Below are 21,462 nucleotides of genomic sequence, written 5' to 3'. Positions count from 1 at the left end.
GCCAGCGGCCGGGTTCCAGGATAAAAACTTCAATCAGGACAACACTTGCCCCGCCGCCACCGTCAGCCCGTCATGCCACCACGCCGCAAGACTGAAGACGTTGGGCGCCTTGAGGATCGTGAAGTGGTTGCCCGGGCCGTACCACACCGCCAGATCCCTGGCCTCACGCTGCCAGCCTTCGAGCATCGCCGCCTGTTCGCGCTGGTTGCCCGAGGCGTCCAGCGTCGGGTCGTCCACCAGCGCCAGACGCACCGGACCGGTGTAGGCCAGCGCCGGCCGATAGACCGTACGCAGTGCGGTGGCGAACGTGCGCACCGGGCCCTGCATCGCATCGAGTGACGCGCGTTCCGACAGCACACCCGCGCGCACCATCCCCTCGTGCAGCAAGCGCATTTGCGTGCTGTCGTCGGCTTCGGCGAAGGTCAGCGCATCGATGCCCAGGGACTTGCCGCTGGACAGTTGCAGCGACTCGATCAGCCGCAACAACGCCGCCGTCGTGGTGTAAGGCTTGCCCACCACACTGTTGCCGCCCGGCGATTCACTGTCGATCAGCGTCAGGGATGCCACTTCGCGCCCCGCCGCCTGCAACTGCGCCGCGATGGCGTAAGCCACCCAACCACCGAACGAATGCCCGATCAAATGCACCGGCCCTTGCGGATACAACTGCTCAAGCGCCCGCAGGTAGAACGTGGCGGCGCTTTCGACCCGGCTGTGCGGCACCGTCGCGCCGTCGAGGCCTCGGGATTGCAGCCCATGAATCGGCCACTCCGGCCCCAGCGCCTCGGTCAGGTGGAGGAACCCGGTAACACTGTCGCCGGCACCCGGCACGCAGAAAATCGGTGCATGTCCGGTGTGACCGGTCTGGATGGTCAGGATCGGCTGATACGCCGTTGGCGCGGGCGCAGTTGCCGTTTCCAGCGCCTTAGTCAGGGCCTGCCCCAGAGCCTGAACGTGCGGTGCTTTCATCATGCTCTGGTGATCGCCCGGTACGTCGATGCAGTGCAACTCGGCACCTGGCAATTCTTCAGCCCAACCGCGCGTGGCGCTGAGTCGTGACATTTGCGCCGAACGCTCCGTGGCACGCAGCAGATGCAACGGCAGGCCGATCGGGTTGATCCGGTAATGCGCCAACGCATGCCCGTGGGCCACTTCCCGGTCGAGGTAATGCCAGGCATCCGCCGACGAGACAGCCGCCAGCTCGGGTCTGAGCAACTGCTGTTCGTGACAATGGTTGAACAAATCGGCGAACGCCCACTGCTCAAGTTCGGTCTGCAACACGGCCAAACGCGCCAGTGCCTGCTGCCCCTGCGTCTCGCGTCCGGCCCAATGCGCCGTGCAATGCAGAAGCAATTGGCGCTTGTGTACATGTGCATCGTTCCACAGCGCCTTATCCGGATCGGCCAGACGTGGCACGTAGGAGTCGATCAGCCCGACGAACGCCACTGACTCGTCCATCCCGAGCAGTTGCGCCGCGATTTCATAAGCCAGCACGCCACCGAACGACCAGCCGGCAAGCCGATAGGGGCCGTGGGGTTGTCTGGCGCGGATCACCTCGACCAGCCGGGTTGCCAGGCACTCCATGGTGCGCAGTTGCGCCATACCGGGATCGATACCCGGCAAGCCGTAAATCGGGAACTCGCCGCCGATATGCAGGCCCAGCGCCGGGAAATACAGGTCCCGACCACTGAACTCATGCACCAGGAACAACGGCGTGCCCCGCTCGCTTGCTCGCACCACGACCACACCGTCATGGTGTTGCACAGCGTCATCGCGCTGGCACAACAGCGTGGCAGCAGACTCGACAGTTGGATGCTGGAACAGCTCGGCCAACGAAATCGGCCTGTTGGCCTTCTGCATCAGATCGACGAGCCGCACCGCCAGCAGCGAATGCCCGCCCAGTTCGAAGAAGTTGTCATGGCGGCCTACCCGGCCGACTTGCAACACTTGCGCCCAGAGCCCGGCCAGTGATTCCTCAAGAGGATTGGCCGGCGCTTCATAGTCACGCATGACCAGCGCTTGGTGTGTCGGCGCCGGCAAGGCTTTGCGATCGACCTTGCCGTTGTTGTTCAGCGGCAGGCTCGCCATCGCCACCCAGGCGCTCGGCACCATGTACTCCGGTAACCTGGCTTGCAGCAGTGCGCGCAGAGTAGCGCTCTGCAATGCAGGATCATGCGCCGTGTAATAGGCCACCAGCCGCGTTGGCTCCTGTCCGTCGCGTCGGGCCAGGACCACCGCTTCCTTGACCCCCGGACAGCTCAAGAGGCGGTTTTCGATTTCTCCGAGCTCAATGCGGAAGCCGCGAATCTTCACCTGGTCATCATTGCGGCCGATACATTCCAGTCGCCCCGGCGCCTGCCAGCGGACCAGGTCGCCCGTGCGATACATCAAGGCTTGCGGGTTGTCGCTGAACGGATCCCGGAGGAATTTCTCGGCACTCAGTTGAGGCCGATTCAGATAGCCCAGCGCAACCCCCTGACCACCGATGTACAACTCACCGGTGACGCCGAACGGCACCGGTTGTTGCCGGTTATCCAGCACATACACGCGGGTATTGCCGATGGGGCCGCCAATCGAAACGCTATCCGCTTCCGGCGCCACCTCACGCACTTCGAAGGTGGTGGCGTACGTCGTGGTTTCGGTCGGGCCATAACAATGCACCAGGCGCAGGTCCGGTGCTTCGGCGAGCAGCTTTCGAAACGCTGCCGGATCGCCACGCTCCCCACCGCACAGCAGGATGCGCAGCCTTTTGAGCGCTTCGGGAATCAATTGCACGTACTGATTGAACAACGCGGTGGTGACGAAGAGGATCGTGGCCCCGCACCGGCTCAGCTCCCGGCCGAATGCCTGTGGGTCGAGCAAAATCCCATGATCGATCACGGCCACCTGGCCACCGTTGAGCAAGGCGCCCCAGATATCCATGGTGCTCGCGTCGAACGCCGGGTTCGAAGCGAATGCCACCCGGTCCCTCGGGTTGAAATCGGCGTAGCCGCAATCGATCACAAGGCGGGTAATGCCGCGATGCGGCACCATGACCCCCTTCGGCGTGCCCGTGGAGCCCGAGGTGTACATGATGTACGCCAGCGCCTCCGAGGACTGAGGCAGATCCGGGTTGTGCGAAGGGCTCCCGGCAAGCGCCAGGGTATCCAGATCCATTCGTCGCACCGGGTACTCGATGGCCTGATCGCTGCCGGTCAACAGCGCGACCGCCTGACAATCCTGCACCATGAATGCCTGACGCTCGGCGGGTGCGTTGATGTCCAGCGGCACATAGGCCGCCGCACACTTGATGATCGCCAACTGCGCGATCAACAGTTCCAGCGAGCGTGGCAACAGAATCGCCACATGATCGCCAGGCTGCACACCTTGAGCGATGAGATGATGCGCCAGGCCGTTGGCGCTGCGGTTCAGTTCTGCGTAACTCAACACCTGCGTCCCGTGCACCGCGGCAACGGCTTGCGGATGCTCGGCGGCCTGCATCTCGAAGACCCGGTGCACGGTAAGCACTTGCGGACAATCCCGTGCGGTGGCGTTGAATTCGTCGAGCAACTGCGTGCGTTCCTGATCCTCGATTATCTGCGCGTGTTCCAGCACTGCCTGGTCATTGTTGACCATGGCCTGCAACAGGCGCTGGAAATAACCGGCATAACGCCGTGCCGTCGCCTCATCGAAGAGCGCTGTGGCGTACTCCATCCAGCCATTTATCCCGTTCGGCGATTCACCCAGGGTCAGGGTCAGGTCGAACTTGGCGAAGTGACTCGGCTCCGCCACCGCTTCCAGGGTCAGATCCCCCAGCGCCAATACCGGCCCGTCGCTGTTGCGCCAGTTGAACATGGTCTGGAACAGCGGGCTGTGGGCCAGGCTGCGGGCCGGTCGGGCGATTTCCACCACTTGCTCGAAGGGCAGGTCCTGATGGGCCTGGGCTTGCAGGGTCAGCGCCTTGACCCGCGCCAGCAGCGCTTCGGTGCTCAACTCACCGGAAGTATCAATGCGTAACGCCAGGGTATTGACGAACAACCCGATCAGTCCGTCGATTTCGGCCCGGAAACGGTTGGCCACCGGCGAGCCGACCACCACGTCCGATTGCCCGGCCAAACGACCGAGCAGCATCGCCCACGCGCTCAGCATCGTCATGTACAGCGTCACGCCATGGCGCTGGCTCAAGGCTTTGAGCCCGGCGCTCAAGCGCTCGTCCAGGCACACTTCGACGCTGCTGCCGGCGTAATCCTGTTGCGGTGGTCGCGGTCGGTCGGCAGGCAACGTCAGCAAGGCTGGCGCATCGGCCAGCGTGCGTTGCCAATATTCGCTCTGGCGCTGCAAAACCTCCCCGCTCAGCCAGCGTCGCTGCCAGACGGCATAGTCGGTGTATTGCAACGCCAGCGGCGGCAAAGGGTCCGCCAACCCCTGACTGAAAGCCTGATACAACGCCATCAGCTCGCGGGTCAGCACCTCCATCGACCAACCGTCGGAGATGATGTGATGCAAGGTGATCAGCAACACATGGTGATCGTCGGCCATACGCACCAGCCGTCCGCGAATCAACGGATCATCCTGCAAGTCGAACGGGCCGGAAGCCTCCCCCTGAATCAGCGCCTGCAAGGCTTCATCGGCCTGCGGGTGCTGGCGCAGGTCCTCGACCCGCAGCAGCACACCGCCGTCGGGCGGAGTAATCAGCACCTGGGCTTCGCCGTTGTACGGCGTGAAACGGCTGCGCAGGCTTTCGTGGCGGGCGACAATCCGGGCCAGTGCCCGCTGTAGCGCATCGGCGTCGAGCACACCGCGCAGACGCAGACCGATCGGAATGTTGTAAGCGGTGTTGGCACCTTCCATCTGCGCCAGAAACCAGAAGCGCTGCTGGGAAAACGACAGCGGCAATGCGCCTTCCCGTGGCACCGGCAGGATCGGCGGCTGCGTCGAGCGTCCGGCCTGGGCAAGCGACTGCGCCACCGACGCCAGCTCGGCATTGGCGAACAACTCGCCGAGCGCAAGCTCCACACCCAGCCGTTGACGCACTTGCGCGACCATGCGCATGGCCAGCAACGAATGGCCGCCCAACTCAAAGAAATGATCCTGACGCCCTATCCGTTCGACCTGCAGAACCTCGGCCCAGATCTGCGCCAGCGTGCATTCGAGCTCGCCTTGCGGTGCCTCGTACTCGCGAGTGAGCAGCGCCGTGCGCTCCGGCAACGGCAAGGCCTTGCGATCCAGTTTGCCATTGGCGGTCAGCGGCAGGCTGTCGAGTCTGACGAACGCGACCGGCACCATGTACTCGGGCAACTGGCCCAGCAGATGCTCGCGCAGTTGCGCCACAGCCAGTGGCTGCACCTGCGCCTGCTCGGTGAAATAGGCGACCAGCCGTGGTTGTCCGGGCTCGTCTTCACGGGCCAGCAGCACCGCTTCCTGAATGCCGGGAAGCTGGTGCAGACGGCTTTCGATTTCCCCCAGTTCTATACGCATGCCGCGAATTTTCACTTGGTCATCGTTGCGCCCCAGGTATTCGATCGTCCCGTCCCGGCGCCAGCGGGCAAGGTCGCCGGTGCGATACAGACGCGCATTCGGGCGTTCACTGAACGGGTCCGGCAGAAAGCGTTCGGCGGTCAGTTGCGCACGGTTCAAGTAACCACGCGCCACGCCTCGGCCACCGATATACAGCTCGCCGGACACCCCGATCGGCACCGGACGCTGTTGCTCGTCGAGCAGGTACACCGAGGTATTGCTCACCGGTTTGCCGATGTGCAGCGCCTCCCCCGCCTCGATCCGTCCAGACGTAGCGACTACGGTGGCTTCGGTCGGGCCATAGTTGTTGATCACATCGAAATGCTGATTGCGCGAAAACTGACGCAAGCGGTCGCCGCCGATCAGCAGGGTACGCAATGTCGGGTGCTCGAGATGCCGGCTGAAGGCGTATTCGGCGACGGGCGTCGGCAGGAAACTCACGTCCAGCGGTTGCGCGCACCACCAGGCCAGCAGCCCGTCGACGTCTCCACCGCCGTCCTGCGCAGGCGCCAGGTGCAGGGTCGCGCCGACGCACAGAGCTGGCCAGACTTCCCATGCCATCGCGTCGAAGCCGAACCCGGCCAGACTCGACGTATGGCGGCCGGCACACAGGTCAAACGCGTTGCAGTGCCAGTCGACCAGATTGGCCAGTGTCTGGTGTTCGACCATCACGCCCTTGGGCAAACCGGTGGAGCCGGAGGTGTAGATCACGTAAGCCAGGTTCGCCTCGGACAGACCTGATACCACCGGGTTTGCGTCATTGCCTGAGCGCCAGGTGCGCGGATCAAGATCGAGTACCGGCAGCTCCTGTCCCGGCAGCCGTGCGAGCAGGTCACTCGAGGTCAGAATCGCCACTGGCTCGCAATCGCTCAGCAGATAATTCAAGCGTTCGGCCGGATGCGCGGGGTCGATCGGCACATACCCGGCGCCTGCCTTGAGGACTGCGAGCAATCCGGCCAGGGTATCCAGCCCTCGCCGGGCGACGATGGCTACCCGGTCATCCGGCTGCACACCCAGATCGATCAAGCGATGCGCCAGAAGGTTGGCCTGGCGGTTCAGTTCGTGGAACGTCAGTTGCTTGTCCAGATGCACCGCCGCCAGCGCTTGCGGTCGCGCGACGACCTGCGCCTCGAAGCGTTGATGAATTGTCTGTCCGCGAACGTATTCGACATCGCTGGCGTTGAACCCCGTCAACAGCTGTTCGCGCTCCGGGGCGGGCAACACCGACAGTTGACTCAGCGGCGTATCCGCCGCGTGCTCCAGCGCCTGCAACAGGTTTTCCATGGCACACAACATATAGCCGCAGATGCGCTGCGCCTCGACTTCACGACTGGCCAGCAGCGTCAGGCTGAAGTGATCGCCAAAGTCATCGATGCTCAAGGTCAGCGGGTAATTGGTGCGTTCCTCCGCATGCAGGACGCTGATCCCCTCCCAGGCCGAGAGCGCTTCGGCACTGGCATTGGCACTCGAGGTGCTGTGCCGGTAGTTGAGCAGCGAACTGAACAGAGGCGATGACCCGACCACCCCACTGCAGCGCTGGGCCAGCACCAGCGGGGCGTGCTCATGGCGCATCAGGCTCGTCAGACGTGCCTGGGTGGCCTTCACTGCCTCACTCGCTGCCAGCGCGCTGACCTCGACCCGGAGCGGCAAGGTGTTGATGAAAATGCCCAGCGCGCGGTCGGTCGACTCCGCCCCTTGCATCCGCCCCATCAGCACGGTACCGAACACAACGGCGGACTTGCCGGTGAGTGCATTCAGGACCTGCCCCCAGCCGAGATGGAACAGACTCGCGACACTCACCCCGAGCGACCGGGCACTGGCTCGCAGGCGCTGCCCCAGCAACGGGTCAAGTGGCACACCGCACTCTTCGATGTCGCTGCCGTCGCCATGCACGCCTTGCAGGCCAAACGGCAACGTCGGCTCGTCGATGTCACCGAGCATCTCGCGGAAAAACGCCTCGTGCTCGGACTCGCTGATGCCCAGCCGCGCCTGGGCGACATAATTGCGAAACGGTACGGGCGCTCCCAGTCTGGTGCTCTGTCCTGACAGGCACGCCTGCATTTCCTCGCTGACCACCGCGAGCGCCGAGTGATCCATCGCCATGTGGTGAAACAGCAATATCGCGACGATACGCCCGGACTCTGCATCCCAGGCATGGGCCAGCTGCAATAGCGGCGCACGTGTCACGTCGAGACGAAAATGCCGGGCGTCGAATCGCGCATGCAACTGCTCCAAAACATCGCCCTCAGCCGCATCAAGCTGCACGTTCTCCAAAGGCAACTCGACACTTCGAAGGACCACTTGCACCGGCGTGTCCAGTCCTTCCCAGACGATGGCGGTGCGCAGAATGTCGTGGCGCTCGATGACAGTCTGCAGGGCCTGAACGAATGCCTCAAACCGCTCGGGCCCGCTGAACGCGAATTTCGCCTGCATCACATACGGATCACCCTGTGCAGCGCTCGCGTGGTGGTAGAGGATGCCCTCCTGCAACGGCGTCAGCGGATAGATGTCCTGGACATTGGCGCCGCCGCCAGGGATCTGCGCGACAATTTGATCGAGGGTGTCCTGGTTCAGGTCAACCATTGTCAGCATCGCCGGGGTGACCCGTGTTGTGCCCGGTGAAATGCCATTGACCGGCACTGCAACCTGCCCTTCCCGTGCGGGCGAGTAACCGCCCGCCTCGATCAGCTCGATCAATGCCGGCTTGTGCTCGCGCAATGCGGCCAGCAAGCTCGGTTCACTCAGGGCCTGCTTGTTGCCATTGACCCGTAATTGTCCGTCCGTGATTGCCAACTGGATGTCTTTTGTCTTCAGCGTCGCCAACAGTTCATTCAGGCTCACAGGACGATCTCCATTCTTTCCGTGATAGCTGCGTAACCAGCCAGAGTCGGTTGCTCGAACAACGTCCGGACATCGGCTTCGATACCTGCCTGTTGCAGGCGCCCGATCAGACTGACCGCCAGCAACGAATGCCCACCCAGCTCAAAGAAATGGTCTTGCCGTCCGACGCGCTCGACCTTGAGCAATTCGCACCACAGGCGCGCAAGGAGGACTTCCATCTCGCCGACCGGCGCTTCGTATTCGCGAATGCTGACTGCAGCCGAATCCGGTGCGGGCAGCGCCTTGCGATCGACCTTGCCGTTGGGGCTCAGCGGCAGGCTGTCGAGCGCGACGAATGCCGACGGCACCATGTAATCGGGCAAGCGTGCCAGCAAGTGTTCGCGCAACGCCTCGATCCCCGGTTGCCCGACTTCGGCGTGCCGGGTGAAGTACGCCACCAGACGCTCCTCACGCACCAGCACCACGGCTTCGCGCAGCGCTGGATGGCTGAGCAGTTGCGCTTCGATCTCACCCGGTTCCAGACGCAGGCCACGCAGCTTGACCTGGAAGTCGTTGCGCCCGATGAATTCGAGCTGGCCATCGGCGCGGTAGCGCACAAGGTCGCCCGTGGCGTACAACCGGTCGCCGGCCACAAACGGGCTCGGGATAAACCGTTCGGCCATCAATTGCGGCAGGCCCAGATAACCCCGCGCAACCCCGGCACCACCAATGAACAACTGACCGATCACGCCCATCGGCACCGGCCGCTGAGCGGCATCGAGGACATATAGACGGGTGTTGTTGATCGGCCGTCCGATCGGCAACGCGCTGTCCGGCACCGGCATCGACGGTTCCAGCGTCCACGCCGTGCTGTCGACCGTGGCTTCGGTCGGGCCGTAAACGTTATGCAAGCGCACTTGCGGCAAACGCTCGCGCACGCGGCGAGCCAGCGCCGGCGTCAGGTCGCCGCCGCCACAGAACACGTCGGTAAGGCTGCTGCACTGGCTGACATCGTCCTGCTCGAGGAACTGTTGCAACAGCACCGGCACGAACTGGATCACGCTGATCCGCTGTTCGCGAATCACCCGCGCCAGATACGCCGGTTCACGGTGTCCGTCGGGACGCGCCAGCACCAGACGCAACCCGGCACTCAACGGCCAGAACAGCTCCCAGACCGAGGCGTCGAAACTGAACGGGGTCTTCTGCAACAGGGCGCCGTCCGTCACGACGGGACACAGCTGCGAACTCCAGTGCAGCAAATTGCCGACGCCGCGATGCTCGACCATCACGCCTTTCGGCGCACCGGTCGAACCGGAGGTGTAGATCACGTAAGCCAGGTTCGAAGCGCTCAGGCCCGGTACTTGCGGGTTGTCCTCCGGGTTGGATGTCCATTGCGCCTGATCCAGATCGATCACCCGCGCAGTGCTCTCGTCGAGCAAGGCGCGAGTCGCCCCATGCACCAGCACCGCTACCGGCGCGCTGTCCTTGAGCATGTAATCCAGACGTTCCGCCGGGTACGCCGGGTCCAGCGGCACATAGGCACCACCCGCCTTGAGAATGCCGAGCAGTCCGACGATCAGCCCCAGCCCGCGCTCGACGCAGATTGCCACCCGCGAATCCGGCCCCACGCCCAGCTCACGCAGGTAATGGGCCAGGCGATTGGCCTGTGCGTTGAGTTCGGCGTAGGTCAGCCGCTGCTCACCGGCCTGCAACGCGATGGCTTGCGGCGTGCGTTGCACTTGCGCCTCGAACATGGCGTGAACGGTTTGCTCCAGATCGTCGGCGGTGCCGGTGACGTTAAGGTCGTAAAGCACCCGCTGACGTTCTGCGCCGTCAAGGATCGGCAAGCGGTTCAGCGGCTGATCCGGAGCCTGCTCCAGAGCATCCGCCAGTTGCTCCAGCGCGGTCTGCATGTAGTCGCAGATCCGCTGCGAGCCGATGCTCGCCGGGGTCATGGCGGTGAGCACGAACCCGCTGCCCAGATCATCGACCCCCAGATTCAGCGGATAGTTGGTGCGTTCTTCGCTGCTCAGGGTCTCGATGCCTTGCCAGGCCTGACGCAACTTTTGCTGTTGCGCCGCGTCGGCGCTATGCCGGTAGTTGAGCATCGAACTGAACAGCGGTGACGGCGCGGCCACACCGCTGCAACGCTGGGCCAGTGCCAGCGAAGCGTGTTCATGACCGAGCAGCGCACTGAGCCGCGCATGCGTCGCCCGAGCCCCTTCGCGCACCGGGGTTGCCCCCAGATCGACCCGCAGCGGCAAGGTGTTGATGAACATCCCCAGCGCCCGATCGGCCCCGTCGCCGCCCTGCATCCGGCCCATCAGCACCGTGCCGAACACCACCCGCTCCTGCCCGGATGTCGCGGCCAGCACCTGCGTCCACGCAAGGTGGAACAGGCTGGCCACGCTGATGCCCAGTTGCCGCGCGAGGCTGCGTAGACGCTGGCCGGTGTCTGCGTTCAGGGTCTGTTGTGTTTCCTCAATGCCACTACCGTTACCTTGCACATCCTGCAAGCCGAACGGCAGGGTCGGCTCGTCGATGTCGCCGAGCATGTCGCGGAAGAACGCCTCGTGCTCCTGCTCGCTGACACCCAGCCGCGCCTGTGCCACGTAGTTACGGTAAGGCACGGCCGCGCCCAACGAAGCTTCATGCCCTTGCAGGCAGGCGAGCATTTCTTGCTGCACCACGTCCAGCGCGGTGTGATCGAGCACGACATGGTGGAAGAGCAACATCGCAACCACCCGGTCGTGGGCCGGATCACGGGCATACACCAGACGCAGCAACGGTGCCTGACTGATGTCGAGGCGGTAGTGCCGGGCATCGAAACGCTCGTGCAACTGCTCAAGGATGTCGCCATCCGCCGGATCGAGCACCATCTCCTGCACCGGCAAGTCTGCGTGACGCCAGACCACTTGCATCGGCTCGGCCAGCTTCTGCCAGATCACCGCCGTGCGCAGGATGTCGTGGCGCGCAATCACCTGACGCAGCGCTGCCGCGAACGCTTCCACACGCTCGAGGCTGTCGAAGGTCAGCCGCGATTGCAGCAGGTACGGGTCGCCCTGCTCCGCGCTCAAATGGTGATAAAGGATGCCTTCCTGCAACGGCGCCAGCGGATAAATGTCCTGCACGTTGGCGGCGCCACCCGGCACGCTGGCCACGATCCCATCGATGCTGGCCTGATCCAGTTCGGTCAGGCTCAGCAGCTCCGGGGTGATGTGGGTGCAATCAGCCGGAATGCGGTTGGCCGGCACTTCGATCTCGCGACCGCTGCCCACCGCAGCCGCCAGGGCGGCCAGGGTCGGCTGGCTGAACAGCACGCGCACGTCGGTGTTGAGGCCGATCTGGCGCAGGCGTTCGATCAGACTTACGGCCAGCAACGAGTGGCCACCCAGTTCGAAGAAGTTGTCGTGGCGTCCGACCTGCTCCAGTTTCAAAACGTCAGCCCAGATCTGCGCCAGCGCGGTTTCCACCGGGCCTTGCGGGGCTTCGTATTCGCGGCTGAGCCAGGCGTTCTGATCCGGCTCCGGCAAGGCCTTGCGGTCGAGTTTGCCGTTGGCGGTCAGCGGCAAGGCGTCGAGGCGCACGTAAGCCGCCGGGATCAGCGCTTGCGGTAGACGCGTTTGCAGATGATTGCGCAGGGCTTCGATATCGGTCGGGGCTCGCTCGGTGAACCACACCAGCAATTGCCCGTCGCGCACCAGCGCCACTGCGTCCTGCACCGCCGGATGACTGGCCAGCGCCGCTTCGATTTCCCCCAGTTCGACCCGCACGCCGCGCAGTTTGACCTGATCGTCGTTGCGGCCCAGGTATTCGATATTGCCGTCCGCCAACCAGCGTGCGAGGTCGCCGGTGCGGTACATGCGCCCTTCGTTGAACGGATCATTCAGGAAGCGCTCGGCGGTCAGATCGGGACGGTTCAGGTAGCCCCGTGCGACACCGGCGCCGGCGACGTATAACTCCCCCGTCACACCTACTGGCACCGGGCGTTGCTGGGCATCGAGCAGATAGATGCGAGCGTTGGCCATCGGCCGGCCGATGTGCAGCGGCTGGCCGACTTCGACCCGGCCGGACGTCGCGACCACCGTGGCTTCGGTCGGGCCATAGTTGTTGATCACCGCAAAGCTCTGCTCACGATTGAACTGACGCAGCTTGTCGCCGCCGATCAGCAAGGTGCGCAGGGTCGGATGTTGCAGTTCGCGGCTGAAGGCATATTCGGCCACCGGCGTCGGCAGGAAGCTGACCTGCAACGGCTGCGCCCGCCACCAGTCGAGCAGTTCGTCCAGGTGCTCATTGCTCACCGTTTCCGGCGGCAGGTGCAGGGTCGCGCCGACGCACAGCGCCGGCCAGACTTCCCAGGCCATCGCATCGAAGCCGAACCCGGCCACGCTGGCGGTGTGACTGCCGGCGTGCAGGTCGAAGGCTTCGGCGTGCCAGTGCACAAGGTTTTCCAGGGTCGCGTGTTCGACCATCACGCCTTTCGGCTGGCCGGTGGAGCCTGATGTGTAGATCACGTAGGCCAGGTCGTCCGGCGTAAACTCGGCAACCTGCGGATCAGCAACCGACAGGTCTTGCCAGGTCTCATGGGCAAGATCAATCACCGGTATGCCAGCCTGATTCGGCAAAGCTACATCGCGAACCAGTACCACCCTCGGCGCACTGTCGGCCAGCATGTAAGCGATTCGCTCGGGCGGATAAGCCGGGTCGACCGGTACATAAGCGGCGCCGGCCTTGAGGATCGCCAGCAAGCCGACCAGCATGTCCGGGCTGCGTTTGAGACAGATCGCCACTCGTGTCTCGGTAGTGACCCCCAGCCCCCGCAGATGATGGGCCAGGCGATTGGCGCGCTGGTTCAATTGCCTGAACGTCAGGCGCTGCGTGCCCGCCTGAACCGCCACGGCCTCCGGCGTGCGCGCAACCTGCGCTTCGAACAGACGATGAACACCTTGCGCTGACGGGTAAACGGCGGAGCTCGCATTGAAGTCGCCAAGCAGCGGCTCGCGCGCCGCCGCTGACAGGACGTTGAGACGTTCAAAGGCCTGTCCGGGGTTGTCAGCCAACGCTGTCGCCAGCTCCGTGAGAGCGGTGTGCATCAGCTCGCAGACCCGCTGCGCCCCCACATGATCCGGGGTCAGCACCGACAGATTGAAGCCATCGCCCCGGTCGTTGATGCTCAAGGTCAACGGATAATTCGTGCGCCCGTCCTGGGCCAGGAATTCGATGCCTTGCCAGACCGGATCCACAGGCTCTCGCGCAACGTCGTGGCCGCTGTGTCGATAGTTGAGTACCGCGCTGAACAGCGGCAAAGGCGCGGCCACGGCGCTGCAACGCTGAGCCAGTGCCAGCGACGCATGTTCGTGTCCCAGTAAAGCCGCCAGCCGCTCATGAACCGTGCGAACCGCTTCGCTCACACTCTGCCCGTCAACCTCCACGCGCAGCGGCAAGGTGTTGATGAACATCCCCAAAGCCCGATCCGCGCCCTCGCCGCCTTGCATGCGCCCCAGCAGCACGGTACCGAACACCACGTCCCGGCGTCCGGAAGTCGCCGCCAGCACCCGCGCCCAGGCGAGATGAAACAGGCTCGCGACGCTGACCCCGTATTGCCGCGCCTGGCGGCGCAGGTGCCGATTCAATTCCACCGGCAGCGCCAGCGAGTGCTCCTCGATGTTGCGGCCGTCGCCCTGTACGTCCTGCAAGTCGAATGGCAGGGTCGGTTCGTCGATGTCGCCGAGCATTTCGCGAAAGAAGGTTTCGTGTTCGTCCTCGCTGATGCCTTGGCGGGCCTGATGGACGTAGTTGCGGTAGGGGGCGGCGGGCGGCAAAGACTCAACCTGCCCCGGCAGATACAACTGCATTTCCCGGCGAACCACCTCCAGTGCGGTGTGATCCAGCACGACGTGATGGAACAACAGCACACCTGCCACCCGGTCACGCAGCGGATCTTCGGCATATACCAGACGGATCAGCGGTGCCTGACCGAGGTCGAGGCGATAATCCCGGGCATCGAACCGTGCGCGCAACTGATGGAGGATATCGCCATCCAGCGGACTCAAATCGACCGATTGCACCGCCAGCTCGGCCTCTCGCCATACCACTTGCTGCGGGCTCGGCAATCCTTCCCACACCAGACTGGTGCGCAGGATGTCGTGACGCGCAATCACCTTTTGCAAGGCGTTGGCAAAAGCGTGCAAGCGCTCGACGCTGGCAAAGGCCAGACATGATTGCAGCAGGTACGGGTCGCCCTGCTCCGCGCTCAAATGGTGATAAAGAATGCCCTCCTGCAACGGCGCCAGCGGATAAATGTCCTGCACGTTGGCGGCGCCACCCGGCACGCTGGCCACGATCCCATCGATGCTGGCCTGATCCAGTTCGGTCAGGCTCAGCAGCTCCGGGGTGATGTGGGCGCAGTCGGCAGAAATGCGATTGGCCGGCACTTCGATTTCGCGACCGCTGCCCACCGCAGCCGCCAGGGCTGCCAGGGTCGGCTGGCTGAACAGCACGCGCACGTCGGTGTTCAGGCCGATCTGGCGCAGGCGTTCGATCAGGCTGACGGCAAGCAACGAGTGACCACCCAGTTCGAAGAAGTTGTCGTGACGTCCGACCTGCTCCAGTTTCAACACGTCGGCCCAGATCTGCGCCAGCGCGGTTTCCACCGGGCCTTGCGGGGCTTCGTATTCGCGGCTGAGCCAGGCGTTCTGATCCGGCTCCGGCAAGGTCTTGCGGTCGAGTTTGCCGTTGGCGGTCAGCGGCAAGGCATCGAGGCGCACGTAAGCCGCCGGGATCAGGGCTTGCGGCAAACGGGTTTGCAGATGATTGCGCAGGGCTTCGATATCGGTCGGCGCATGCTCGGTGAACCACACCAGCAACTGGCCGTCGCGCACCAGCGCCACCGCGTCCTGCACCGCCGGATGGCTGGCCAGCGCCGCTTCGATTTCCCCCAGTTCAACCCGTACGCCGCGCAGTTTGACCTGATCGTCGTTGCGGCCCAGGTACTCGACATTGCCGTCCGCCAGCCAGCGCGCAAGGTCGCCGGTGCGGTACATGCGCCCTTCGTTGAACGGATCATTCAGGAAGCGTTCGGCGGTCAGATCGGGACGGTTCAAGTAACCCCGTGCGACACCGGCGCCGGCGACGTACAACTCGCCGGTGACGCCCACCGGCAGCGGACGTTGCTGGTCATCCAGAATGTAAACCCTGGCGTTGGCCATCGGCCGACCGATGTGCAGCGTTTGCCCGACTTCGACAGGACCCGAGGTGGCGACCACCGTGGCTTCGGTCGGGCCGTAGTTGTTGATGACCGCGAAAGTCTGTTCGCGGTTGAACTGCCGCAGCTTGTCGCCGCCGATCAGCAAGGTACGCAAGGTCGGGTGTTGCAGCCCGCGACTGAAGGCATATTCGGCCACTGGAGTTGGCAGGAAGCTGACCTGCAACGGCTGCGCCCGCCACCAGTCGAGCAGTTCGTCCAGATGCTCGTTGCTCACCGTTTCCGGCGGCAGGTGCAAGGTCGCGCCGACGCACAGCGCCGGCCAGACTTCCCAGGCCATCGCATCGAAACCGAACCCGGCCACGCTGGCGGTGTGGCTGCCGGCGTGCAGGTCGAAGGCTTCGGCGTGCCAGTGCACAAGGTTTTCCAGGGTCGCGTGTTCGACCATCACGCCTTTTGGCTGGCCGGTGGAGCCCGAGGTGTAGATCACGTAGGCCAGATGCTCGGGGGTCAGGTCCGGCAACTGTGGATTGCTGTCCGGCAGATGCTGCCAGGCGTCGCTGTCAAGATTGATCACCGGCACGGCACCCAGCAGGTCGCGAGTGGCCGTCTGTGCCAGCACCGCCACCGGATCGCTGTCCTGCAACAGATAAGTGATCCGTTCTGCCGGATGTGCCGGATCGACCGGGACATAACCGGCGCCAGCCTTGAGGATCGCCAGCAGCCCGATCAGCATCTGCGGACCCCGCTGCACACAGAGCGCGACGCGGTCGTCCGGTTGCACACCGAGGCCGATCAGGTGATGGGCCAGGCGGTTGGCGCGGCGATTCAAGCCGTCGTAGCTCAGGCTTTGCCCGCCCTGCACCACTGCCACAGCGTCGGGTTGGGTCGCCGCTCGCGCTTCAAACAATCGGTGCACAACATGGCCGTGGGCAAAGTCGCGACCGGTGACATTGAAACCGACCAGCACGCGCTGGCGTTCGGCCGCCGACAGAATCGACACCTGATTCAATGGCGCATGGCGATCCTGTTCCAGCGCGCTCAGCAAATTGTGCAATGCCGTTTGCAGGTAATCGCAGACCCGCGCGCCATCCACTTCGGGCACTGCCTGGACAGAAAGCCGGAAGCCCTGTCCAAGGTCGTCGACGCTGACCACCAGCGGATAGTTGCTGCGCTCACGAGAATCGAGAATCCGGATGCCTTCCCAGCCCGGCGTCGCCGTCTGTTGCGCGCTGTGGCGATAGTTGAGCAAGGTATTGAACAGCGGTTGCGAACCCGTCACGCCACTGCAACGTTGAGCGAGCATCAGCGGCGCTTGCTCATGCACCAGCAGTTGCGCCAGACGCTCGTGGGTCGCCCTGACACCCGCCTCCACCGTCGTTGCCCCGACATGGACCCGCAGCGGCAGGGTGTTGATGAACATGCCCAACGAACGATCGGCGCCCTCTCCCCCCTGCATGCGCCCCAGCAACACCGTGCCGAATACCACTTCCTCGCGCCCGCAGACCTGGGCAAGTACCTGGCCCCAGGCCTGATGCACCAGACTCGCAACGCTGATGCCCAGCGTGCGGGCCTGTTTGCGCAGGCGCCCGGCAAGACGCTCATCCAGTGCCAGCTCGCTGTCCACGATATTTGTGCCATCGCCAAGTACGTCCCGCAGGCCGAACGCCAGGGTCGGTTCAGCGATGTCGCCGAGCATCTCGCGAAAGAATGCTTCATGGGCCTCGGCATTCGAACCGAGACGGGCCTGAGCAACATAGTTGCGGTATTGCACGGGCGGCGGCAGCACGCCGACTTGCCCGTCAAGTGCGTCGCTCATCTCGGCCACCAACACCTCAAGCGCGGTGTGATCGAGCACGATATGGTGCAACAGCAGGATCCCGACCCAGCGGTTTTGCAAAGGGTCCTCGGTGTAGGCAAAGCGCATCAACGGCGCACGTTGCAAGTCCAGGCGATAGTGTCGCGGATCGAAACGCGCCTGCATTTGCTGCAACACATCACCGTCCTGCGGATCGGCATCCACCCGCTCCAGTGCCAGCGGCGCCGAACGCCACACCACTTGCACCGGCTCGTCGAGGTTTTCCCTGACCACACTGGTACGCAGGATGTCGTGCCGGGCGATGACACTGTTCAACGCGCGAACGAACGCCTTGATCTGCGCCAGTCCGTCGAAGGCGAACTGCGCTTGCAACACGTAGGGGTCACCGTCGGCAATGGCCAGATGGTGATAGAGGATTCCTGACTGCAACGGTGCCAGGGCGTAGATGTCCTGCACGTTGTCGATACCGCCCTCGACGGTCTCGACGATACGGTCGATGGCCGCTTGATCCAGCGTGGCCAGCGGCAGCATGTCCGGGGTGATGCGGGTGCAACCGGATTCGATGCGATTGGCCGGCACGCTGACCGTGGAGACCCCACCGAGCGTCGCCGCGAGTGCCGCCACGCTCGGCTGGCCGAACAGCACGCGGACGTCGCACTGCATGTTTTGCTGACGCATGCGTTCGATCAGCTTCACCGCCAGCAGCGAATGACCGCCCAGCTCGAAGAAATTGTCATGTCTGCCCACCCGGTCCAGTCCGAGCAAGGTCTGCCAGATCACAGCGATGCGGGTTTCGATTTCGCCAAGCGGTGCTTCAAATGCCCGCCGGGCGAAGGCTTCGTTGTCCGGCTGCGGCAACGCCCGGCGATCGAGTTTGCCGTTGGCCGTCAGCGGGAAGGCATCGAGGCGCACGAACGCGCCCGGCACCATATGCTCGGCCAGCGATGCCAGCAGGTGATCGCGCAATTGCGCAACGCTCGGTTCGACACCTTCGGCGGCCAGCCAGTAGGCCACCAGACGCGTGTCGCCGGGGCTGTCCTCGCGGGCGATCACCAGCGCATCGCGCACGCCGTCGCAGGAGGCAAGACGTGCCTGGATCTCGCCAAGTTCGATACGGAAACCACGGATTTTCACCTGATCGTCGTTGCGTCCCAGGTATTCGAGTTCGCCCTCCACCGTCCAGCGTGCCAGATCGCCGGTCTTGTACAAACGCGCTTCGGCATGCCCACTGAACGGGTCGGCGATGAAGCGCTCGGCGGTCAACGCCTCACGATTCAGATACCCACGGGCAACCCCGGCGCCACCCACATACAACTCCCCGGTCACTCCGGCCGGTACGGGTTCCCGCCGGGCATCGAGGACGTACAGCTGCAGGTCGGGAATGCGCACGCCGATCGGGCTGCTGGCGGTCAGTTGCGCGTCTGCCACCACCAGCGGGCGATAGGTCACATGCACCGTGGTTTCGGTGATGCCGTACATATTCACCAGCCGGGTGCCGGCGTTGCCGACCCGCGCATACCAGGGCTTGAGCGATCCCGGCTCCAGCGCCTCACCGCCAAAAATCACTTCGCGCAGCGAATGCTGCAACGGGCTGCGGCCCTGGGCGGCGACCAACTGCCGGAACGCGCTTGGCGTCTGGTTGAGGACGGTGACGCCCGAGCGGCAGAGCAACGCGTAACACTCGTCCGGCGAGCGACTGATGTGTTGCGGCACCACCAGCAACTGTCCGCCGTACGCCAGCGCGCCCCAGATTTCCCAGACCGAGAAATCAAAGGCAAACGAGTGGAACAACGCCCAGACGTCTTGCCCGTTGAACCGGAACCAATCGTGGGTCGCGCCAAACAGGCGTGCCACGTTGCGGTGCTCGACCATCACGCCTTTGGGCAGCCCGGTGGAGCCAGAGGTGTAGATCACGTAGGCCAGATGCGCCGGATTCAAGTCCGGGATCTGCGGGTTGAACGCTGGTTCGGTGTGCAATCCGTGGTCGTCGAGATCGATCTGCTGCACGGATAGCCCGGCAATCCGATCCAGAGTCGCGGCCTGCATCAGCACCGCCACCGGCGCACTGTCTTGCAGGGTGAAGGTGATGCGCTCCAGCGGATAAGCCGGATCGATCGGCACATATCCGGCACCCGCCTTGAGCACGCCGAGCAGGCCGGCGATCATTTGCGGGCCGCGCTCGACGCAGATCGCTACCCGGTCATCCGGACGGATGCCAAGGGCGAGCAAACGATGGGCCACCTGGTTGGCCTGTCGGTTGAGTGCTCCATAGCTGTAAGTACGCCCCTCGAACAGCAACGCGACCGCCTCGGGCCGGGTGTGCGCATGCGCTTCGAACTGCTGATGGATCAAAGGCGTGTCGGGAAACGTCGCCCTCGGTGAATTGACGCCATACAGCCAGTGCTCACGCTCGGCGGGCGGCAGGATGTTGAGGCTGTGCAATGCGGCTTGCGGGTTGTTCCGCAACGCATCGACGAGACTGTCCAGTGCCGTGCGCAGGTAACCGGCGATGCGTGAGGCGCCAAGCGTCACATCGGCCAGCACCGTGATGCGCAAGTCCTGACCGAGGTCATCGATGTTGACGGTCAGCGGGTAATTGGTGCGCTCGCGGGCGCCCAACACGTGCACCCCCGGTGACAGCTCGATCACCTCGGCAACTTCCTCCACGCTGCTGTGGCGGTAGTTGAGCATGGCGCTGAACAGCGGCGTCGGGACTGCCACGGCGCTGCAACGCTGGGCCAGTGCCAGGGACGCCTGCTCATGGGCGAGCAGCGCGGTCAGGCGCCGGTGCGTCGTCAGCACGCCGTCATGAACGCTCGACGCGCCGACATCCACCCGCAAAGGCAAGGTATTGATGAACATCCCCAAGGCCTGTTCGACACCGTCAGCCGCGTTCATCCGTCCCAGCAGAACGGTGCCGAACACCACCGCCGAGCGCCCGCACAGCTGACCCAGCACCCGCGCCATCGCCAGGTGCATCAGGCTCGCCACGCTCACCCCCGATTGTCGCGCGTGGGTACGCAGGCGCTGGCTCAGATCGCTGTCGAGCATGCACGAGACTTCCTCGATGCCCTGCCCGTCACCTTGTACATCGTGCAAGCCACCGGGCAGTGTCGGCTCGTCGATTTCGCCGAGCATCTCGCGGAAAAAGTCTTGATGCGCTTGCTCATCCGACCCCAGACGTGCCCTCGCCAGGTGGTCGCGAAACGGCACCGCCCTCGCGACTTCGGCATCGCGGCCGGACAGGTAGGCCTGAATTTCCCGGCGCACCACATCGAGCGCGACGTGATCCATGATCATGTGATGGAACAGCAACAATGCGACCACCCGGTCGTTGACCGGATCCTCGGCGAACACCAGCCGCAGCAACGGGGCCTGTTGCAGGTCGAGGCGGAAATATTGTGGGTCGTGGCGTGCCAGCAATTGCGCGAGTACATCCTCACGGTCATTCAGATCGACTTCCTCACAGACCAGCGGGGCTTCACGCCAGACCACCTGCACAGGTTCGTCCAGATGCTCCCAGAGGATGGAGGTGCGCAAAATGTCGTGGCGCTCGATCACCCGACGCAACGCTTCGGTGAATGCCTCCAGCCGTTCGCGACTGTCGAACGTGAACCGCGCCTGCGACACATAGGGATCCCCCTCCGGCGCGGAGAGATGGTGATAAAGCAGCCCCTCCTGCAGCGGCGCCAGCGGATAGATGTCCTGCACATTCGCCACGCCGCCCGGCACGGTGGCGACGATGCGGTCGATAGCCGGCTGATCCAGTTGCACCAGCGGCAGCATGTCCGGGGTGATGCGCAACGCCGGGCTCGACCAGTCGCCGCCGTGGCTCGCCACCAGTTCCAGCAACTGCGCCTTGTGTTTGGCGAGGCTGTCCCACAACGCATCGTCCAGTGCGTCGTCATCGCCCAGAATGACCAGGTCTTCATCGTCCTGTTGAAGGCGGATCGCATGGGTGGAAATAACAGCCATCAGCTCGCGAAATTGCATGGGGGTAACCTGCTGTAAATTCGGAAAAAAGGAGCGCGCAGCGGCGAGTCCGTACGGCGGCGCGCAGCCTGGAAAAGCTAAAACATCGGGGCCTGGGTGTCTGACATGGGAAGCGGGGACAAGACCCGTGACC

Annotated in this window: 2 protein-coding genes; both read right to left on the bottom strand. The window is 64.1% G+C overall.

Annotation, left to right across the window (positions count from 1 at the left end):
- Positions 1–33 precede the first annotated feature (33 nt).
- Positions 34–8,334 carry a non-ribosomal peptide synthetase gene (locus CAG25_RS23215; protein WP_085613088.1) on the bottom strand — a complete coding sequence of 2,767 codons (8,301 nt, stop codon included), beginning with the start codon at positions 8,332–8,334 and terminating at the stop codon, positions 34–36.
- Positions 8,331–21,329 carry a non-ribosomal peptide synthetase gene (locus CAG25_RS23210; protein ID WP_085613087.1) on the bottom strand — a complete coding sequence of 4,333 codons (12,999 nt, stop codon included), beginning with the start codon at positions 21,327–21,329 and terminating at the stop codon, positions 8,331–8,333. The genes CAG25_RS23215 and CAG25_RS23210 overlap by 4 nt, the downstream gene beginning before the upstream one ends.
- Positions 21,330–21,462: the final 133 nt, after the last annotated feature.

The sequence above is a fragment of the Pseudomonas sp. B16(2017) genome (assembly GCF_002113205.1).
GTDB classification, from domain to species: Bacteria; Pseudomonadota; Gammaproteobacteria; order Pseudomonadales; family Pseudomonadaceae; genus Aquipseudomonas; species Aquipseudomonas pharyngis.
Note: the sequence above shows the minus strand (reverse complement) of the source record. Positions and strands in the feature narration are given on the sequence as shown.

Excerpts from the sequence above, each read along its gene's own strand:
- CAG25_RS23210 (WP_085613087.1), bottom strand. The coding sequence starts at position 21,329 with ATGCAATTTCGCGAGCTGATGGCTGTTATTTCCACCCATGCGATCCGC.